Here is a 17,649-nt window from a genome sequence, read left to right on the forward strand (position 1 = left end):
GAAACCCGATATAAGACGGGAACTGTATACCACGCTCCATCCGGTGGCCCGTGGCCATTAAAGGGCAAATCAGGCCCCGAATACCCCCTACTGACCTGAATTGAAAATCGGAATGTTTATCCCAATAAAAATTTTTTTCTTCCTATATGGATGATCGTCGAAAGAACATTCCCCCAATGGCGCTGTGCCTGTTCATTGCAGTCCTCCTGCTCATCGGCACCGCGAGCGCCGCCGCCCCGGAAGCGGCGTTTGGCGGCACGCCGACCTCCGGCGTCGTACCCCTGACCGTAGACTTCACCGACCAATCGACCGGCGATCCGGATGGCCGGGCGTGGTTCTTCGGCGACGAGACCTACGGCGAAGCCTGGACGGAGCAGACCGGCAATGCCGGGTGGTCTGAGCGGTACAGTCATACGACGGTCGCGATGCCGAACGGCAGCATCGTCCTCATGGGTGGTGGGAAGACTGGTGTGCCTAGCCTCTATGAAAACGACACGTGGGTGTCACACGATTATGGCACGACGTGGACGCTGGTGAACGCAAGTTCCGGGTGGGGGGCACGCCTGGACCATACGGCGGTCGTGATCGGTGATAGTATCGTACTCATGGGCGGTAAGAGCGGTGTCACCTTCCTGAACGACACGTGGGTGTCGCACGACTGCGGCGCAACATGGACCGAGGTGAACGCGAGTGCCGGGTGGTCGGCACGCTACTGTCACACCAGTGTCGCACTGCCGGACGGGAGCATCCTGCTCATGGGCGGTTCTAACGGCACCTACCTGAACGACACGTGGGTGTCACACGATTACGGCACAACGTGGGAGGAGGTGAACGGGAGCTCCGGGTGGTCAGCACGCTCATCCTCTAGAGCGGTCGCGATAGACAGCAGCATCGTACTCATAGGCGGTTTTGACGCCAGCGGCCACGTGAACGATGTGTGGCGCTCGACCGACGGCGGAGCCACATGGACACTGGCGACCGAGCATGCCGGGTGGGAGGCAAGAGATGGCTATACCGCGGTCGCGATGCCGGATGGCAGCATCGTACTCATGGGTGGTGGGGATGCTTACCCCTATAAAAACGACGTGTGGCGGTCGACCGATGGCGGAGCCGCATGGACGCAGCTGCCGAATGGCGGGTGGTCGGCAAGAATCTATCACACCAGCGTCGCGATGCCGGACGGGAGCATCCTGCTCATGGGTGGTTATAATGGCCCTACCTACCTGAACGACGTGTGGCGGCTCGACCCCGTGGGCTCGACGGAACAGAACCCGTCGCACATCTATACCGCTACGGGCACCTACACGGTAGCATTGCAGGTGTTCAACGGCGACGGGTACAACAGTACGCGCGAGATCAATTACATCACGGTTGAGGCCCCGGTTGCCCCGACAGCAGCGTTCAGCGCCGACCTGACGTCCGGTCCAGCACCGCTGACCGTGCAGTTCACTGACTCTTCGACCGACATACCGACCGGCTGGGCATGGTTCTTCGGCGATGAGACGTACGAGGAGCCGTGGACGCAGGTGAACGAGAGTGCCGGGTGGCCGGGGCGGTATGTCTATACGGCGGTCACGATGCCGGACGGAAGCATCCTCCTCATGGGCGGTCATGGCGACACCTACTTGCACGACGTATGGCGGTCGACCGACGGCGGAGCCACGTGGACGCTGGCGACCGGTAACGCCGGGTGGTCGGCAAGAACCGGCCACACCAGCGTCGTGCTGCCGGACGGAAGCATCGTACTCATGGGCGGTCATCACGGCCCCTCATTGAATGACACGTGGCGGTCGACCGACGGCGGCGTTCACTGGGACCTGCTACCGAATACCGGGTGGCCGGCAAGAGATGGACATACCAGCGTCGTGCTGCCGGACGAGAGCATTGTACTCATGGGCGGTTCTAACAGCACCACCCGATTTAACGACGTGTGGCGGTCACACGATGGCGGCGCAACCTGGACGCAACAGACCGGCAATGCCGGGTGGCCGGCAAGAACCTATCACACCAGCGTCGTGATGCCGGACGGGAGCATCGTCCTCATGGGCGGTTGGAACGGCACCTACAGGAACGACGTGTGGCGGTCGGAAGATGGCGGCGCAACCTGGACGCAACAGACCGGTAACGCCGGGTGGGGAGCAAGGGCCATTCACAGCAGCGTCGCGATGCCGGACGGAAGCATCCTGCTCATGGGCGGTGATGACGGCTATAACTATAATAACGACGTGTGGCGTTCGACCGATTACGGCGCAACGTGGACGCGGGTGGACGAGAGTGCCGACTGGTCGGGGCGGTATGGACATACGGCGGTCGTGCTGCCGGACGGCAGCGTCGTACTCATTGGCGGCAAGAGCGGTTCCGTTTATATGAACGATATATGGCGGTTCGACCCCGTGGGCTCGTCGGAACAGAACCCCACGCACGAATACGCCGCTTCGGGCACCTACTCGGTAGCACTGCAGGCATACAATGCCGCCGGGTACGGCAGTACGCGCGAGGTCAATTACATCACGGTTACCTCCTCTGATGTTCCGACAGCAGCCTTCAGCGGTACGCCGACGTCCGGCACCGCACCCCTGATCGTGCAATTCACCGACGCCTCAACCGGTTCGCCCATGGCATGGAACTGGTCGTTTGGGGACGGCGAGTGGTTCAACACCACGAGCGCGGCGGAGAAAAGCCCCACGCACACCTATGCCTCTGCCGGGACCTACACGGTCAACCTGACGGTCGGCAACCTGGGAGGAGACGACACGCACTCCGAGGCAGGGTACGTCACGGTCACGGCCCCGACGCCGACCCCCGGGCCGATCTACGACAGCGGCGGCGACAGCCCGACGGTCACCCCCGTGCAGACCCCCACCACCGTCGAAATGAGCGTGGGCGGGAACTCGCCCGTGAGCAAAGTCAGCGTCACCGGCACCGGGATCGGCGGGCTCACCGTCACCGGCACGGTGCAGTCCCTGCCGGGCATCGTATACGAGTACTTCAGCCTCGTGCCTGCCCGGTACACAACCATCACCGCGGCAACGATCACCTTCTCCGTCCCGGCCGCGTGGCTCGAGGAGCACGGCCTCTCGGCGGAGGATATCGTGCTTTACCATCATAACGGCGCGGCGTGGACCGCCCTGCCGACGACGGCCGGGGCCACCGAAAACGGGCAGGTCACCTTCACGGCAACGAGCCCCGGGTTCTCCCTCTTCGCGATCTGCGGAGTCGAGCAGGCGGGTGCGGTTATTACGCCAACTGCAGCGACGACGACGTCGCGTGCGGTCGCAGAACCCACCGCGGAGCAGACCACGGCCGTGCTGCCCCAACCGGCGCCAGAATTCCCGCTTCCGATGATCGCCCTTGTCACCGGGGCCGTCCTGGTGCTGGCCGGGGCCGGATACCTGATCCGGCGCTGGTGGATGCGGCGGCAGAACCCGGCGCTCTTCCGGAATTACGACTGATACAGTGAGACGCGATAAAACGCTCACCCTTTTTTGATACGAAAAATTGAGATGGGTTACTTCTTCCTCGCCCGCAGCCGCGCGAGCTCCTCGCCGCCCGGGACCTTCACCACGAACGTCCCGTGGCAGGGCTTGGTGTAGGGGAAGATCAGGTGTTCGCCCTCGACGCCGATATAGAGCGGCGGGACACCGATGATGTGGACGTCGAATATCTTGTAGCCGGGTTCGACTTCGTGGCATTCCCGGACGTTCTTCTTGATATACTCCCGCGCCTCCTTAAATGAAGCCTGGGAGAGGATGATCTCGGGTTTCAGCGCTTCAAGACAGCCCATTGCATCACCTCGTCGAGTTTCCGCTTCAGCGGCATGGGGTTGTGCACGGCCTTTGCCGCGACAACCTCGCAGGGGAACTCGATCTCGCCGGCAAGTTCTTCCGCGTGCTCCCCGAAGAGGAGCGTATACAGCCGTGCCTTTGAGATGTAGGCCATAGTACCTGCGTAGGCGATCCCGGAATCGTTGTGGATGAAGACGAAGCAGAGGTCGAAATCTCGTTGTTTTCCCGTGATCTCGTCGATAGTGTCGTCGAGATCGGTCATCTCCGAAACGTAGTACCGGCCCGGGTCGGCCACCTCCATCAGTTTCCGTGCCGCCGTCGTCCCGGCAATCACCGGCCGGATGTCCCGCTGCTTCAGGCCATGCACCAGATAAAGCGCCAGGCTCGTCTGGACGGGCACCTGCGGGCACCCGAGCAGGATCAGTGCGGTCTTTTCGTTGTTTTCCGTCATGGTTGAGTCTTCTCCAGTTGTTTGAGGACTTCGGGCACACGTTCCGGGTGCGTGTAGATGGTGAACCGCTCACCCCGCGAGAAACCGACCAGGGTGAGACCCGCGCGCTCTGCCGTGAGGATACCCCGGTCGGTCGTGGCGGCGCGGGAGACGACGATCGGGATACCCGCGTTCGCCGCCTTCGCCACCATCCCCGCCGGCTGCCTCCCGGTGCACCCGAGGATGCAGGTCGACCGGTCGAGCCCCCGGAGGGCCGCGTAGCCCACGACCTTGTCGACGGTGTTGTGCCTGCCGACATCGCAGGCCCGGGTGACGAGTTCGCCGTCGCAGAAGAGGACCGAGCAGTGGACGCCGCCGGTTCTCCGCCAGGTATCGGACTCGATCGCCGCCGTGACCGCACGGATGCCGTCCGCCGTGACCGTGATCGACGAGGCAACCCCTTTAGGCTCGCCGAGCACGCGGTAACCGCCGGACGACTCCACCTCGAGCCGGATGTCCTTTTTGATCGGGGCGGCAATGTGCACGTCCTTCCCCGATACCACCACTGAGTCGATCCCGTCCGCCAGCCCCTCGCAGACGATAAACCCGGCCCCGAGATCGTCCAGGCGGTCGGGGCTCGCCACCAGGGTCGTGAGGTACTCGCCGTTCAAAAAGAGCCGGACATGGTCCTCGACGATGATGTCGTCGTGGACGGTGCGCGCACCGTCGCCCGTCACCTGGATCCCGGCGCGGCAGACGATCTCCATCAGGCCGTCTCCTCCCGGACCCAGTCAAGGTACGGGGCATAGCCGCCGACGATGGGAATGGCGATGACCTCGGGGAGGTCGTAACTGTGGAGTTCCCGGATCCGCGCGATGAGGGGGTCGAGCAGGCGGTGCTGTGTCTTGATGACCAGGAGTTGTTCGGGCTCGCTCTTGACCGTGCCCTCCCACCGGAAGCAGGACCGGACACTGGTAACGTTCACGCAGGCCGCCAGCCGGGCATCGACGAGCGCTTTCGCGAGTTCCCCCGCCTCGCCGGCAGGGGCGGTGCAGAAGACCAGAATAAATTCCGGGAGAACCATGGTTTTACCTTCGTACCAACCGTATTTAATCGTTCTCGGGAGGGGAGACGCACCCGGACCCCCGAGAGCATCCACGCGATCCGGTCTCCCGGGGGTCCGGGATCTCCCCCGCCACTCTTCCGGCAGACATCAGTCGGCCTCCGGTGCCCGGGCGGAAGCAGGCGTCAGCGGCGATATCTGCCGAAGCCGCCCGATCACGTCGGGGAGGACTTCAAGAACGCAGTCGACATCCTCTTCCGTGTTGGCGTCGCCGAGCGTCAGCCGGAGCGAGCCGTGCGCCTCCTCGTGGGGGAGCCCGATCGCGAGCAGCACGTGCGACGGCTCCAGCGACGCCGAGGAGCAGGCGCTCCCGGTGGAGGCGCAGATCCCGCGGGCGTCGAGCAGCAGCAGGATCGATTCGCCCTCGACGTAGCGGAAACTGAAGTTCGCGTTGTTTGCGAGCCGCTCGGTCGGGTGACCGTTCAAACGGGCATCCGGGATCGACCCGAGAACCCCCCGGACCAGCCGGTCCCGCATCGCGGCGATCCTGCGGTTGTGCTCCTCGATATCGGCGGTCGCGAGCGCGATCGCCCGCCCGAGCCCGACGATGCCGGGGACGTTCTCGGTCCCGGCCCGCCGGCCCCGCTCCTGTGCGCCTCCGTGGATCAGATTCTCGATGCGGGTCCCCCGCCGGATATAGAGCGCTCCGGCCCCCTTGGGGCCGTAGAACTTGTGCGCGGAGAGCGAGAGAAGGTCGATCTCCATTCGCTCCACGTCGATCGGGACCGCCCCGATCGCCTGGACGGCGTCGGTGTGGAAGAGGACGCCGTGGTCGTGCGCGACCCGACCGATCTCCGCGACCGGCTGAACAGTCCCGATCTCGTTGTTCGCCGTCATCACCGAGACGAGGATGGTCTTTGAGGTGATCGCGTCCTCGACGTCGGCCGGGTCCACCCGGCCGAACTCGTCGACAGGGAGGTAGGTGACGGAGAACCCCTGCTTCTCGAGCCACCCGCAGGTGTGGAGGACGGCGTGGTGCTCGATTAAGGAGGTGACGATATGGTCGCCGCGCCCCCGGTTCGCGAGAGCAGCCCCCTTGATCGCCCAGTTGTCGGCCTCGCTGCCGCCCGCGGTGAAGAAGATCTCATCCGGCCCCGCCCCGAGAGCCGCTCCAACCTCCCGGCGCGCCTCCTCAACGCCCTTCCGGGACTCGCTGGAGAACCGGTAGAGGGACGAGGGGTTGCCGAAGTATCGGGAGAAATACGGGACCATCGCCGCGATGACCTCTGGTTTCATGAATGTCGTCGCCGCATGGTCCATATATATGGGGCGTTGATCCTGGTCGTTCATGTCCGGTACATCGTTGGGTCCGGGAGTGTATCAGCGTTACCGGTTCGGGAGCCGTCGGGAGCCCTGGAAGCGCGAGTGAGAAAATAAATAGGGTCTCGTGCGCAATATCTGATAATGTACTCGAGACGGATGGATCACCTTCCCCCTTACCTTTTTGCGCGCATTGACGAGATGAAAGAGGAGAAACGGCGCCAGGGTGTCGATGTCATCGACCTCGGGGTCGGCGACCCCGACCTCCCCACCCCCCCGCATATCGTGGAGGCCCTCTGCACCGCGGCCCGCGACGAAAAGAACCACCACTACCCCTCCTACACCGGCATGCTCGCTTACCGCGAGGCGGTGGCCCACTGGTACCGGGGCAGGTTCGGGGTCGACCTGGACCCGAAGAAGGAGACGCTCGCGCTCATCGGGTCCAAGGAAGGCATCGCGCACATCGCCGAGGCATTCGTCAACCCGGGAGAGGTCGTCCTCGCCGCCGACCCCGGCTACCCCGTCTACAAGACTTCAACGCTCTTTGCCGAAGGAAAGGTCCACGAACTGCCTATCCGGGCGGAGAACGACTTCCTCCCGGTCCTCGAGGACATCCCCGCCGACGTCGTGAAGCAGGCGAAGTTGATCTTCATCAATTACCCGAACAACCCCACGGCCGCGACGGCGCCCCTCTCGTTCTTCGAGGAGGTCGTCGAGTTCGCGCGGGAGCACAACATCGTCGTCGTCCACGACAACGCCTACTCCGAGATCACCTTCGACGGCTACCGGGCGCCCTCGTTCCTCGAGGCGGACGGCGCTATGGAGGTCGGGATCGAGATGCACTCGCTCTCGAAGACCTACAACATGACCGGATGGCGAATCGGCATGGCCTGCGGGAACCCCGGGATCATCGCCGGGCTCGGCCGGGTCAAGACCAACGTCGACTCGGGCGCGTTCGACGCCATCCAGCACGCCGCTATCGCCGCGCTCACCGGACCGCAGGACTGCGTGCAGCAGGCCTGCTCGATCTACCAGGAGCGCCGGGACGTGCTCGTCCGGGGTCTCTCGGAGATCGGTCTTGACGTCACGGCCCCGAAGGCCACCTTCTACGTCTGGGCGCCTGTCGACGACTGCATGGCGTTTGCCGCACGGCTCCTTGATTCGGCCGGGATCGTCGCGACTCCCGGAGTCGGCTTCGGCAGGAACGGCGAGGGGTTCGTCCGGTTCGCGATCACCCGGTCGGTCGAGCGGATCAACGAGGCAGTGGACCGGATGCGGGGGCTCGGCCTGTGATCCTCCCCTCCCACCTCTCGGTCGGGGACGGCCACCTCCGGATCGGCGAGCACGACACGGTGGACCTTGCCCGGCAGTTCGGCACCCCGCTCTACGTCACCGACGAAGGGCGGATCCGGGAGAACTTCCGCCGCCTTGCGGGCGCCCTCACCGCCCACTACAAAAAGGTCCGCATACTCTACGCCGCGAAAGCGAACGGCAACCTGGCAATCTTCCGGACCCTCGCGTCGATGGGTGCCGGGGCCGACGTCTTCTCTGCGGGAGAGGTCGCGCTCGCCCTTGCCGCCGGGATGCGCCCTGAGTCGCTCCTCTTCAACGGGAGCTCGAAGACCCCGGCCGACCTCGCCCTCGCCGTAGAGAAGGGCATCCGGGTCTCGGTGGACTCGCCCGACGAACTCCGGCAGCTCGATGCGGCAGCCGGAAAGGCGGGGAAGACCGTCGATATCGCCTTCCGGGTCAACCCCGCGATCGACGTCCCCACCCACCCGAAGATCGCGACCGGTCTTGCCACGAGCAAGTTCGGTATCCCGGCGGGAGAGATCCTCGATGCCTACCGGGAGGCGCTCGCCGCCGAGCATGTCAACCCGGTCGGGGTCCACTGTCACATCGGGTCGCAGATCCTTGCCGTGGAGCCCTTCGCCCGCGAGGTCGAGGTGCTGATCGGTGTCGCCCGCGATCTGCTCGATATCGGGGTCGACCTGAAATTCATCGATATCGGGGGAGGCCTCGGCATCCCCTACCGCCGGGAGATCGACCGGGCTCCGACGCCGGAGGAGTATGCGGGAGCGGTCATGCCGGTCTTCCTGAAGGGTATCCGCGACCTCGGGATCGAGCCCGAACTCTGGGTCGAGCCGGGCCGGTGGCTCGTCGCCGACTCGACGGTCCTTTTGACGCGGGTCAACTCGGTCAAGACCGCTCATGCGACCTTCGCCAACGTCGACGCCGGGTTCAACCTGCTCGTCCGCCCGACGATGTACGACTCCTACCACGAGATCGTGGCGGCAGACAGGGCAGACGCACCCGCGGTGCGGGAGTACTCCGTCACGGGGCCGATCTGCGAGACGGGCGACATCCTTGCAAAGGGCCGGATGCTCCCCGATCTATCGGCCGGCAATCTCATCGCGGTGCTGGATGCCGGGGCATACGGGTTTGCGATGTCGTCCCAGTACAACAGCCGTCCCCGGTGCGCCGAGGTGCTCCTCGCGGGCGAGAAGGCGGCCCTGATGCGCCGGGCCGAGACGATCGAAGACCTGACCGCCCCCATGGTGACACCGCCCTGGCAGGAGTAGGAGCGGAGCCGCAGCCGTGAAGTTTCACTACCTTCTGGTCGATGACCTCCTCGAAAAGGGAGAGTTCGAGCGCCGGGTGGAGGAGAAGGTAGCGGAGTCGGGGGACCTCCTCGACGACCGGACGGCGGCGATGCTGGTCGTCAAAGACCTCGGACGGGCGCATATCCGTATCCACGACCTCGCGGCGGCCCCGAGCCTCGCGTGCTTCTTTGCAAAGGTGCTCGCCGTCGAGGAGCCCAGGGAGTTCGAGCGGCCCGACGGCGCGACCGGTCTTGTCGCGAACGTAACGGTGGGCGACGAGACCGGCAGGGCCAGGCTGACCCTCTGGGACGAGAAGGCCGCGGGCGTCCGTGAGATCGAGGTAGGGGACGTGCTCGAGATCCTCGGCCGGCCGAAGGGCCGCGGGAAGATCCCCGACGTCACCGCCGTCGCCATCCAGGAGGCTTCGTGCGAGATCGCCTGCGAGGAGACGGCAACCGCCGCGCTTCCCGAACAGAAGGGAGACCTCGATGTCAGGCTCATCTCCGTCGAGAGCCCGCGGACGTTCACCCGGCGCGACGGCAGCCCGGGGGAGATGGTCGAAGCGGTCATCGGGAACGAAGACGGTGTCTTCCGGCTCGTCGCCTGGGCGCCGGCCGTCCTCCTCGGGGTGGAACCCGGAGAAAGCATCGTCATCCGCGGCGCCGTTGCACGGGAGAGCGACCGGGGGATCGAATACAGCCTCGGCGAGGCGGCATCCGTCTCGCGTGCCGACCGGGAGATCGTCCTCCCGCTCGATACCGTCGCGGGTATAGAAGAAGGGGGGTCGTATTCGCTCGCCGGAACGGTTCTCTCCGTACAGCCCCCTCACGCGTTTACCACGCGGAGCGGGCGGCAGTCCTCGGTCAGGAACCTGGTCGTTGCCGACGAGACCGCCGGGATCCCGGTCGTGATCTGGGGCGAGAAGGCGGACGAGCACCTGGTCCCGGGAGACCGGATCGAGGTCTACAACGCAACCGCCCGGCGGGGGCGGTACGGCGACCTCGAACTGCACCTCTCCTGGGGGAGCGCTCTCGTCGTCCTCACCGATGAAGAGAAGGAAGTGGAGGTCGAGGGGACGATCATCGCCACCAGGCAGGGGATCTCTCTTGATACCGGCGATGCCTGCTACCTCCTTGATGAGCCGCTGCCCGTCGGGTACCGTGTGCGCGCCAGGGGTACGGTGCACCGGGGCGTGATCAGGCCAAGCCACCTGGAGGCCGCACCGCCCGATCCCGAGGGTCTGCAACGTCGCCTGGATCGGTTCTCCAGGAAACCCTGATCCCGATCTTCACTTTCACCCCGCACGGCAAGCGACCTTTATCTCTCCCACTATAGACTCTTAGTGTAGCGTAACAGAACACACCATAGAGATCAAGTGAGGATTGAAATGTCAGAGATTGATCTTGAAGATTTACCCGGCGTCGGGGCAACCACTGCAGAAAAACTCCGTGAGGCCGGATACGGGACCGTCGAGAGCGTTGCAACGGCCACCACGTCGGATCTCGCCGAGGCGGCGGAGATCGGCGAGGCGACCGCAAAGAAGGTGATCCTTGCCGCCCGGAAGATGGCGGATATCGGAGGCTTCAAGACGGGCCGGGATATCCTGGACAAGAGGAAGGGTATCAAGAAGCTCAGGACGCTGGTCCCCGAGTTCGACGAACTGGTCGGCGGCGGCCTCGAGACGCAGGCGATAACGGAGGTCTACGGCGAGTTCGGGTCCGGGAAGAGCCAGCTCGTCCACCAGATGGCCGTCAACGCCCAGCTCCCCGAAGAACTCGGCGGCCTCGCCGGCGGGGTCATCTACGTCGATACAGAGAACACGTTCCGCCCGGAAAGGATCGAGCAGATGTTGAACGGACTCCCCGAAGAGGCGGACCTCGGTTCGATCGATGACGTCCTCGAACGGATCCACGTCGCGCGGGCGCACAGCTCCGACCACCAGATGCTGCTCCTCGAGACTGCACGGGAGCTCGCGAACGACCTGCGGACCTCCGACTATCCGGTCAGACTCTTCGTCATCGACTCGCTGACGTCGCTCTTCCGGTCGGAGTACGCGGGGAGGGGCACCCTTGCTCCCCGGCAGCAGAAACTGAACCGCCACATGCACGACCTCCTGAAACTGATCGACGATCACAACGCCGTCGGCCTCGTGACCAACCAGGTGATGTCGAACCCCGGCGTCCTCTTCGGCGACCCCACCAAACCGATCGGCGGCAACATCGTCGGGCACACCGCGACCTTCCGCCTCTACCTCCGTAAGAGCAAGGGCGGCAAGCGGGTTGCCCGCCTGGTAGACAGCCCCAACCTCCCCGAGGGCGAGGCGGCATTCATGGTCGAACAGGCAGGGCTCAAGCCGTGCTGAAGGCGCTCGTAACGGATGTCGACGGCACCATCACCGACCGGCGGCGGCGCATCAACACCGCTGCCGTCGAGGCCGTCCGGACCCTCGTCGATGCCGGGATCGAGGTGGTGCTCGCAAGCGGCAACACCGTCTGCTTCATGGACGGACTCTGTAAGATGGTCGGGACGGACGGGACGATCATCGGCGAGAACGGCGGCGTCTACCGGAGGGGGTTTTCAGGCACCCTCCGGATCCCCGGCGACCAGAAGACTTGCCTCGCAGCATTCGAGGTGCTCAACGACTATTTTGCCGGAAAAGGCGTCGAACTCGAACTCTTCGGCGCACAATACCGGTTCGCCGACGTGGCCTTCGCCCGGACCATCGACCCCGAAGAAGCAAGAGCAGTCATCCGTGACCGTCACCTCCCCGTCCGGTTGCTGGATACCGGGTTTGCGATCCACATTCAGGCACCCGGCGTGAGCAAGGGGACGGCACTCGTGGAACTTGCCCGTGAGATGGGCCTTTCCCCTTCCGAGATGATGGCCGTCGGAGACTCCGAAAACGACATCGAGATGCTTGAAGTTGCCGGCATCGGCGTTGCGGTGCGAAATGCCCCGGAACAGGCCCGTACGGCGGCGGACTGGGTCACCGGAGGAGCCTACGGAGACGGATTTGTGGAAGCGATAAAAAAGTATTATCCCGATCTCTTCAGCAGGTAGCGATCGACCACAACGTAGTCTTTTATGTCCTTTACCGCCTCGAACGGCACGAGCATCTTGTCCCCGTCCGTCCTGTAACCGTCGGTCTTAAACGTCTCGTCCGGTTTGACGAGCAGGTCGACAACCTGCCCTGTGTTGAGGTCGACCATAATATTCTTGATAGTCCCGATGAGCATGCCATCATTACTCATCACTTTCTTCCTCGCAAGGGCGCGGCAGAACGTTTTGCTCATACAAAACGTGGGGCGTTTGTACTATTTAAATCTTCTAAAGTCTATAAAATCACGGGAAAACTGCTTTGTAGATTCCATATCGGGAAGGCGGATTCTTTATCCGGAAGAGTTTGCGCCGCCGCTGACCGTGGCCGAAGGGCGTTCGGAGGCCTCCTTCTTCGGAGAGCCGCATTACGACTTCCACGGTAACAGGCTTTCCTCCGGCCAACTTCGAAACAAGAGGTTCATATCGGCGGCGCAGGTAACTCCCGGCCGCAAAAAATAGATTCAGGGTTGAGTTACTTCACGGTCTCGGCCGCCATCCGGACATCGGTTGCCTTGACCGTCTTTCTGCCTGCATGACCCGCCAGTTTGATCGCCTCTTTCGCGATCCTTGACGCGTACTGCTCCATCAGTTTTGCGAGCTCTTCATTGGCATCGGAACTCACACGTTCCGCGCCGGACTTCTTTACAATTCTGCCAACAGGTGCCAGAGGTATATCAGTCATGATCTCATTTCCCCCTTTTCATTGAGTTCTGTGAAATGCACTCACACACAGAACTCGTTTTACAGAAGCACCATAGGTATTCTCATATAAATACTTATCCGTCCCCAGAGGGGTTGAAGCGCGAAATTCAGAACGGGGAGGGTATCAAAGTGAGGGAAAGACCCGAATAATATCGGTCTGGGTAACGATCCCGATGGGCTTGCCGTCCTCGACCACAATCAGCCTCCCGATCTCCCGTTCCTTGAACCGGCCCACCAGTTCATAGAGCCGGATCGACGACGGCGCTTCCACCACATCGGTGGTCATGACCTTTGTGACGGGCGCATCCAGTGTCATGCCCCCGTCCAGGCCGCGGGCAACATCGCTCAACGTCACGATGCCCGCGAGGTCGCCGTCCTGCAGCACCGGCGCCCCGTGGATGTGATGCTTGCTGAAGAGGCGAACCGCATCCCGGAGGGTGGCGGAGAGCGGCAGGGCCAGGAGCGGGGTGCTCATGTAGTGCTTGATCGACTGCTTGGGGAGGGATATCATCTCCGCGACACTGATCAGGAGCGCCTGCTGGTTTTCGTCCATCCCGAAGATCTCGCCGCGGACGAGGAGTTTGTTCACCGGCGTGGGCCCGATCGAGACCATATCCCCTACGCGGAAGAGTTTCACGCTCCCGATGATCTTGACCACCGCCTGACAGAGGTCCGGGTGGCAGAGGGTGGTGAAACCGAGCTCCGCGACCCGGACGCCCTTTACCTTCTCACCGTCGCGGAAGATCGGCACCTCGGACTGGTGCTCGAGGTCTCCGAGATTCAGTTCCTTGTACGCACCTGCAGTCGGGCTGTAACCCCCTTTGGGACCGGGAACGCCGTCTACAAGCCCCAGCGCCTTCAATGCCTGCATCTGGTTGCGGACTGTGCCGGGGTTGCGCTTCAGCACATCCGCGATCTCCTCACCTTTTATAGAGTGGGAGAACTGATGATATAGAGTAATCAGAGTTATCAGGATGTCCTTCTGAATCGGAGAGAGATCCATAATTATCAGTAATTATACGTTGTTTAAATACATTAGGTTGTGCGTACAGTGGAGTTTGAAACTATCCCGACCGTTCCGACGGCGGACGAAGTGCTCGACCGCAGTCTTCGCAGGGCGGCAGCCAAGAAGAAGCTGAAGACCAACGTCGATACCGCAAACGAAGAGTTCGTAAGAGCGGTCGCGAAAGCCCTCCACGACAAGTTAAAAAGCGTGGTCAGTTCGTTCCCGAGTTTCGAGCGCCTTTCCCCCTTCTACCAGGAGGCGACCGAGATCCTCGTCTCGCTCGACCGGCTGAAACAGTCCCTCGGCGCCGTCAACTGGGCGGCCGACCAGGTCTGGGTCATCGGCTCCGGTTACACCCGCAGCATGCGATCGGGGATAGATACCGACAGGAAACGGCGGCAGGCAGTCGCCCGCATAGCCTCCATCGTTCACCAGGTGGAAGACGACCTCGTATTCTTAAACGAGGCGAGAAACATCCTTCGGAAACTCCCGCACGTTGGCGAGGACGAGTTCACCGTGGTGGTGGCGGGATTCCCGAACGTCGGAAAATCTTCGTTTATCCGGCACGTATCAACGGCAGAGCCCGAAATCGCCGCCTACCCGTTCACCACCAAGGGGATCATCGTCGGCCACCACGATATCGGGAAACGCGAACGGATCCAATTCATCGACACGCCCGGAGTCCTCGAACGTCCGGCCGAAGAGCGGAACCCCATCGAGCGGCAGGCGGTAAGCGCCATCATCAACACGGCCGACGTCGTCCTCTTCATCCTGGACGCAAGCGAGCACTGCGGATACGCACTCGACGACCAGCTCCGGCTCCTTGAGGAGATACACCGGCTCGTCGACGTGCCGGTGGTGACGGTCGTAAACAAGATGGATATCCGGGGGATCGAGGGTTACCCGGCGATGTCCACGCTCACCGGCGAGGGAACGGAGGCGGTGCTCAACCTCCTGCTCACCTTCAGAAAGGAAGCCACGAAAACGAACCTGCGAGAGCCGCCCCAACCAGAAACCCAGCAATAGCGCCGCTGTTCAAGGGAGGAAGGCCCGCCTGGGGCTTCCCCTTGTTGACAAAGTAGAGGAGGACGGCGAGACCGGCAAGCGACCCCGCCATCGCGCCGAGCGTCGGGGCGGAGAGGATCCAGAGGACGGCGGGCGCGTCTACAAAGACGTGCGACGATGCCACGAGAATGGAGGGCATGATCAGGTCGCCCATGCCCATGACGAACGCGCCGCGCTCCTCCCCCTCCGCGATGTTGAGGCCCTCCCGCCGGAATGAGTAGTCCGTTCTCTTCGGAACCACGACCATGATGGGAGCTTTTGTCTCGAGGACGCCTTCGGCGAGCGTAATCATGTGTTTTGTCCGGTAGACCGATATGGCGTCGTAGACCGCGAGCAGCACGAGCAGCACGAGCACCGGCAGGATGGCGAGGGATATCCCGAAGATGGATGCGACACCCGCGGATATCAGCACGCCGAGGATATCGATGACGTACCACTCCGGGTAGAGATAGAGGAGCGCCGTCGCCGCTCCGGCACCGATGAGCGTCCCGACGGCGGCGGCACCGGTGGCCCCGAGCGCGAGGGTGGAGAGCGCCGAAAAGATGTAGACGAACGTCAGGAATATGGAGATGCCGATGAAGATGGAGATGAAACGCCGTCCTCCCATCCGGATCAGGAGGAGCAGGATCAGCGTGAAGACGAGCAGCATCCCTATGAAAATCAGGGGATTTGCAACCGATTCGGGATCCTCGAACGCCACAAGCCCCGCCGCCTGCATGGGTATGACGAGGATGATGGCAATCATCTGGACCGAGAGGAGCATAAGGGGCATTCCAAGAAGTGGCAGCCAGTCGCGTATCTGCATCACAAAACTCCATTCACTATAGGTAGGTTAATTAATGCATCCTCATCACTTTAAAATATGGAGATTCGCGAACTCATCGGCGACATCGTTCTCACCATCGTGATGGTGGTCTCCACCGTCGTACTGGTGATGCGGTTCTGGCAGGACCTGATCATAGCGGTTGCTGCGACGTTCATGATGCTCTCCCTCGGGGGGCTGCTCATATCTCTCGGTATGAAGATTTTGAGCCTTGAGGCGAGCGTCGCGCAGCGGGAGCGCACCATGCGCGTGAACATGGAGGAGATGGGAAAGACGATGAGCGCCAAATACGACAATACGGTCAGCCACATCGAAGAGATTGTAGACGGGCTCTCCCGGCGGATGTACCGGTAAACCGGATCGTCATCTTAATGGCCTCTCCCTCTCTCATGATCAGGTAGCATGGGCGTTGCTATCCGAGATATCCTGGCAGACTGTAAAGAGACGGTGACGTGGGACGGCCTTTCCGGCATCGCCGCAGTGGACGCTCATAACGCGCTCTACCAGTTTCTCTCCATCATCCGGCAGCCGGACGGCACCCCGCTGATGAACGGCGCAGGCAGGATCACCTCGCACCTCTCCGGCATCCTCTTCAGGACGGTCAACTTCCTGGAGAAAGGCATCAAACCGGTCTTTGTCTTCGACGGGAAGCCACCGGATTTCAAGCAGGAGACGATCGAGGAGCGGCGCCTCGTCCGCACCAGGGCCGACGAGGCCTGGAAGACGGCCCTGAGAGAGGGGGATATGGAGGAGGCGTACAAGCAGGCGAGCGCATCCGCCCGTATCGACAGCCACGTCGTCGCGTCGTCCCGCGAACTCCTCGACCTGCTCGGCCTCCCCTGGGTGCAGGCACCGAGCGAAGGCGAAGCACAGGCGGCCCACATGGCACAGAGGGGAGACGTCACCTACGCGGTCTCCCAGGACTACGACTCGCTCCTCTTCGGCTCCCCGGTGCTGGTGCGCAACCTCACCGTCAGCGGCCGGCGAAAGACCAGGGGGCGGACGATCACGGTGAACCCTGAGAGGATCGTCCTCTCTTCCCTCCTCGACTGTCTCGGCGTCACGAGGGAGCAGCTCGTCGAGATCGGGATCCTGGTGGGAACGGACTTCAACCCAGGGATCCGGGGCATCGGCGGCAAGACGGCCTTGAAAGTCGTCCGAAACGGCGAATTTGAGTCAGTGATCGCGGAGAAATCGCCCGACTTCGACCCCGGACCGATCCGGGATTTCTTCCTCGACCCGCCGGTCACCGACGACTACGCCCTCGAGTGGAGGCCGCCGGACGTCGAAGGGGTCGCAGAGATGCTTTGTAAGCGCTACGACTTCTCCGAAGAACGGGTCAGGAGCGCTCTCGACAAGGTTTCGGTGAAGGCGACACAGAAGACGCTGGACGCCTGGTTCTGAACGCCGAAGCGGCAACTTTCCGCCGGACCGACCCCGAGAAGCATCCGATAACCCGAACCCGACCTCTTTTCCCCCGGATACGGGCTTTACCGAACGGCATAACAGATATATGTGGGAACGACCAATTACGCCGATTGACGAATCTCTACCAGGCATTCAAGGCAAGATAGAATGTACAGGGACCGACAGTGAATCTCTCTATCCCCGGCCGTCGTTCAAGCATCATCGACCATTACCGGTCACCGTTCTCCCGGCTCTTCCAGCCCCTCCCCGGGGCCACACCACCATCCGCATTCTCCGTCGCCCAGAGTCGTTCTGCTAAACCCGGGGTCCTGCAGGGACCGCCGTA

The 17,649-nt window shown here is 62.8% G+C and carries 18 protein-coding genes; 9 read left to right on the forward strand and 9 right to left on the reverse strand.

The window, feature by feature from the left end:
* Positions 1-146: 146 nt before the first annotated feature.
* On the forward strand, positions 147-3,452 hold the full coding sequence (locus DIC75_RS08895) for a Kelch repeat-containing protein (RefSeq protein ID WP_250987662.1): 3,306 nt from the start codon (positions 147-149) through the stop codon (positions 3,450-3,452).
* A gap of 56 nt (positions 3,453-3,508) precedes the next feature.
* Here the strand turns inward: DIC75_RS08895 and DIC75_RS08900 are convergent, their stop codons facing one another.
* From DIC75_RS08900 to nifS, 5 genes are all read right to left on the reverse strand, one after another.
* Positions 3,509-3,784 carry a DUF1894 domain-containing protein gene (locus DIC75_RS08900; protein ID WP_250987663.1) on the reverse strand — a complete coding sequence of 92 codons (276 nt, stop codon included), beginning with the start codon at positions 3,782-3,784 and terminating at the stop codon, positions 3,509-3,511.
* Complete coding sequence (locus DIC75_RS08905; RefSeq protein ID WP_250987664.1) at positions 3,763-4,236, reverse strand: DUF1890 domain-containing protein; 474 nt, start codon at positions 4,234-4,236, stop codon at positions 3,763-3,765. The genes DIC75_RS08900 and DIC75_RS08905 overlap by 22 nt, the downstream gene beginning before the upstream one ends.
* Positions 4,233-4,982, reverse strand: coding sequence for a formate dehydrogenase accessory sulfurtransferase FdhD (gene fdhD, locus DIC75_RS08910; protein WP_250987665.1), 750 nt, complete (start codon positions 4,980-4,982; stop codon positions 4,233-4,235). The genes DIC75_RS08905 and fdhD overlap by 4 nt, the downstream gene beginning before the upstream one ends.
* Positions 4,982-5,299, reverse strand: coding sequence for a divalent-cation tolerance protein CutA (gene cutA / locus DIC75_RS08915; protein ID WP_250987666.1), 318 nt, complete (start codon positions 5,297-5,299; stop codon positions 4,982-4,984). Before cutA ends, fdhD begins: the two co-directional genes overlap by 1 nt.
* Before the next feature lie 129 nt (positions 5,300-5,428).
* The gene (nifS, locus tag DIC75_RS08920) at positions 5,429-6,628 is read right to left on the reverse strand and encodes a cysteine desulfurase NifS (protein WP_284738430.1); all 1,200 of its coding nucleotides are present in this window, start codon (positions 6,626-6,628) and stop codon (positions 5,429-5,431) included.
* A 114-nt stretch (positions 6,629-6,742) separates the two neighbouring features.
* On the opposite strand from nifS, the gene DIC75_RS08925 reads away from it, so the two are divergent.
* The 5 genes from DIC75_RS08925 to DIC75_RS08945 all read left to right on the forward strand — a co-directional run bounded on the left by DIC75_RS08925 (position 6,743) and on the right by DIC75_RS08945 (position 12,261).
* The gene (locus DIC75_RS08925; RefSeq protein WP_284738431.1) at positions 6,743-7,891 is read left to right on the forward strand and encodes an LL-diaminopimelate aminotransferase; all 1,149 of its coding nucleotides are present in this window, start codon (positions 6,743-6,745) and stop codon (positions 7,889-7,891) included.
* A complete protein-coding gene (gene lysA / locus DIC75_RS08930; protein ID WP_250987668.1) occupies positions 7,888-9,180 on the forward strand; it encodes a diaminopimelate decarboxylase in 1,293 nt (430 codons plus the stop codon). Before DIC75_RS08925 ends, lysA begins: the two co-directional genes overlap by 4 nt.
* Positions 9,181-9,196: 16 nt before the next feature.
* The gene (locus DIC75_RS08935; protein ID WP_250987669.1) at positions 9,197-10,480 is read left to right on the forward strand and encodes an OB-fold nucleic acid binding domain-containing protein; all 1,284 of its coding nucleotides are present in this window, start codon (positions 9,197-9,199) and stop codon (positions 10,478-10,480) included.
* A 108-nt stretch (positions 10,481-10,588) separates the two neighbouring features.
* Positions 10,589-11,563, forward strand: a complete 975-nt coding sequence (gene radA, locus DIC75_RS08940; protein WP_250987670.1) for a DNA repair and recombination protein RadA — start codon at positions 10,589-10,591, stop codon at positions 11,561-11,563.
* Entirely contained in the window at positions 11,557-12,261 is a 705-nt protein-coding gene (locus DIC75_RS08945; RefSeq protein WP_250987671.1) for a phosphoglycolate phosphatase, read from the forward strand. Before radA ends, DIC75_RS08945 begins: the two co-directional genes overlap by 7 nt.
* On the opposite strand, the gene DIC75_RS08950 is transcribed toward DIC75_RS08945, so the two are convergent.
* From DIC75_RS08950 to DIC75_RS08960, 3 genes are all read right to left on the reverse strand, one after another.
* Complete coding sequence (locus DIC75_RS08950; protein WP_250987672.1) at positions 12,237-12,494, reverse strand: PRC-barrel domain-containing protein; 258 nt, start codon at positions 12,492-12,494, stop codon at positions 12,237-12,239. The genes DIC75_RS08945 and DIC75_RS08950 overlap by 25 nt on opposite strands.
* Before the next feature lie 278 nt (positions 12,495-12,772).
* Positions 12,773-12,982: a histone family protein gene (locus DIC75_RS08955; protein WP_011844756.1), complete on the reverse strand. Its 210-nt coding sequence runs from the start codon at positions 12,980-12,982 to the stop codon at positions 12,773-12,775.
* 144 nt (positions 12,983-13,126) lie between these two features.
* Entirely contained in the window at positions 13,127-14,005 is an 879-nt protein-coding gene (locus tag DIC75_RS08960) for a CBS domain-containing protein (protein WP_250987673.1), read from the reverse strand.
* Positions 14,006-14,053: 48 nt separating this feature from the next.
* Between DIC75_RS08960 and DIC75_RS08965 the strand changes: the two genes are divergently transcribed.
* The gene (locus DIC75_RS08965; RefSeq protein WP_250987674.1) at positions 14,054-15,034 is read left to right on the forward strand and encodes an NOG1 family protein; all 981 of its coding nucleotides are present in this window, start codon (positions 14,054-14,056) and stop codon (positions 15,032-15,034) included.
* On the opposite strand, the gene DIC75_RS08970 is transcribed toward DIC75_RS08965, so the two are convergent.
* The gene (locus tag DIC75_RS08970) at positions 14,973-15,878 is read right to left on the reverse strand and encodes a presenilin family intramembrane aspartyl protease PSH (protein ID WP_250987830.1); all 906 of its coding nucleotides are present in this window, start codon (positions 15,876-15,878) and stop codon (positions 14,973-14,975) included. The two genes, DIC75_RS08965 and DIC75_RS08970, sit on opposite strands and share 62 nt — an antisense overlap.
* Positions 15,879-15,935: 57 nt before the next feature.
* Between DIC75_RS08970 and DIC75_RS08975 the strand changes: the two genes are divergently transcribed.
* Both DIC75_RS08975 and fen read left to right on the forward strand, forming a co-directional pair.
* The gene (locus DIC75_RS08975; RefSeq protein ID WP_250987675.1) at positions 15,936-16,250 is read left to right on the forward strand and encodes a hypothetical protein; all 315 of its coding nucleotides are present in this window, start codon (positions 15,936-15,938) and stop codon (positions 16,248-16,250) included.
* 48 nt (positions 16,251-16,298) lie between these two features.
* The gene (gene fen, locus DIC75_RS08980) at positions 16,299-17,300 is read left to right on the forward strand and encodes a flap endonuclease-1 (protein ID WP_250987676.1); all 1,002 of its coding nucleotides are present in this window, start codon (positions 16,299-16,301) and stop codon (positions 17,298-17,300) included.
* The last annotated feature ends 349 nt before the right edge of the window (positions 17,301-17,649 follow it).

Origin of the sequence: Methanoculleus oceani (assembly GCF_023702065.1) — an archaeon.
Taxonomy (GTDB): domain Archaea; phylum Halobacteriota; class Methanomicrobia; order Methanomicrobiales; family Methanoculleaceae; genus Methanoculleus; species Methanoculleus oceani.

What these genes read in the sequence shown, in the direction of transcription:
- cutA (WP_250987666.1), bottom strand. Translation starts at nt 5,299, where the DNA reads ATGGTTCTCCCGGAATTTATTCTGGTCTTCTGCACCGCCCCTGCCGGC.
- DIC75_RS08975 (WP_250987675.1), top strand. Translation starts at nt 15,936, where the DNA reads ATGGAGATTCGCGAACTCATCGGCGACATCGTTCTCACCATCGTGATG.
- nifS (WP_284738430.1), bottom strand. Translation starts at nt 6,628, where the DNA reads ATGAACGACCAGGATCAACGCCCCATATATATGGACCATGCGGCGACG.
- fen (WP_250987676.1), top strand. Translation starts at nt 16,299, where the DNA reads ATGGGCGTTGCTATCCGAGATATCCTGGCAGACTGTAAAGAGACGGTG.
- DIC75_RS08960 (WP_250987673.1), bottom strand. Translation starts at nt 14,005, where the DNA reads ATGGATCTCTCTCCGATTCAGAAGGACATCCTGATAACTCTGATTACT.
- DIC75_RS08905 (WP_250987664.1), bottom strand. Translation starts at nt 4,236, where the DNA reads ATGACGGAAAACAACGAAAAGACCGCACTGATCCTGCTCGGGTGCCCG.
- radA (WP_250987670.1), top strand. Translation starts at nt 10,589, where the DNA reads ATGTCAGAGATTGATCTTGAAGATTTACCCGGCGTCGGGGCAACCACT.
- DIC75_RS08955 (WP_011844756.1), bottom strand. Translation starts at nt 12,982, where the DNA reads ATGACTGATATACCTCTGGCACCTGTTGGCAGAATTGTAAAGAAGTCC.
- DIC75_RS08970 (WP_250987830.1), bottom strand. Translation starts at nt 15,878, where the DNA reads ATGCAGATACGCGACTGGCTGCCACTTCTTGGAATGCCCCTTATGCTC.
- DIC75_RS08950 (WP_250987672.1), bottom strand. Translation starts at nt 12,494, where the DNA reads ATGAGCAAAACGTTCTGCCGCGCCCTTGCGAGGAAGAAAGTGATGAGT.
- DIC75_RS08900 (WP_250987663.1), bottom strand. Translation starts at nt 3,784, where the DNA reads ATGGGCTGTCTTGAAGCGCTGAAACCCGAGATCATCCTCTCCCAGGCT.
- DIC75_RS08925 (WP_284738431.1), top strand. Translation starts at nt 6,743, where the DNA reads ATGTACTCGAGACGGATGGATCACCTTCCCCCTTACCTTTTTGCGCGC.
- DIC75_RS08895 (WP_250987662.1), top strand. Translation starts at nt 147, where the DNA reads ATGGATGATCGTCGAAAGAACATTCCCCCAATGGCGCTGTGCCTGTTC.
- fdhD (WP_250987665.1), bottom strand. Translation starts at nt 4,982, where the DNA reads ATGGAGATCGTCTGCCGCGCCGGGATCCAGGTGACGGGCGACGGTGCG.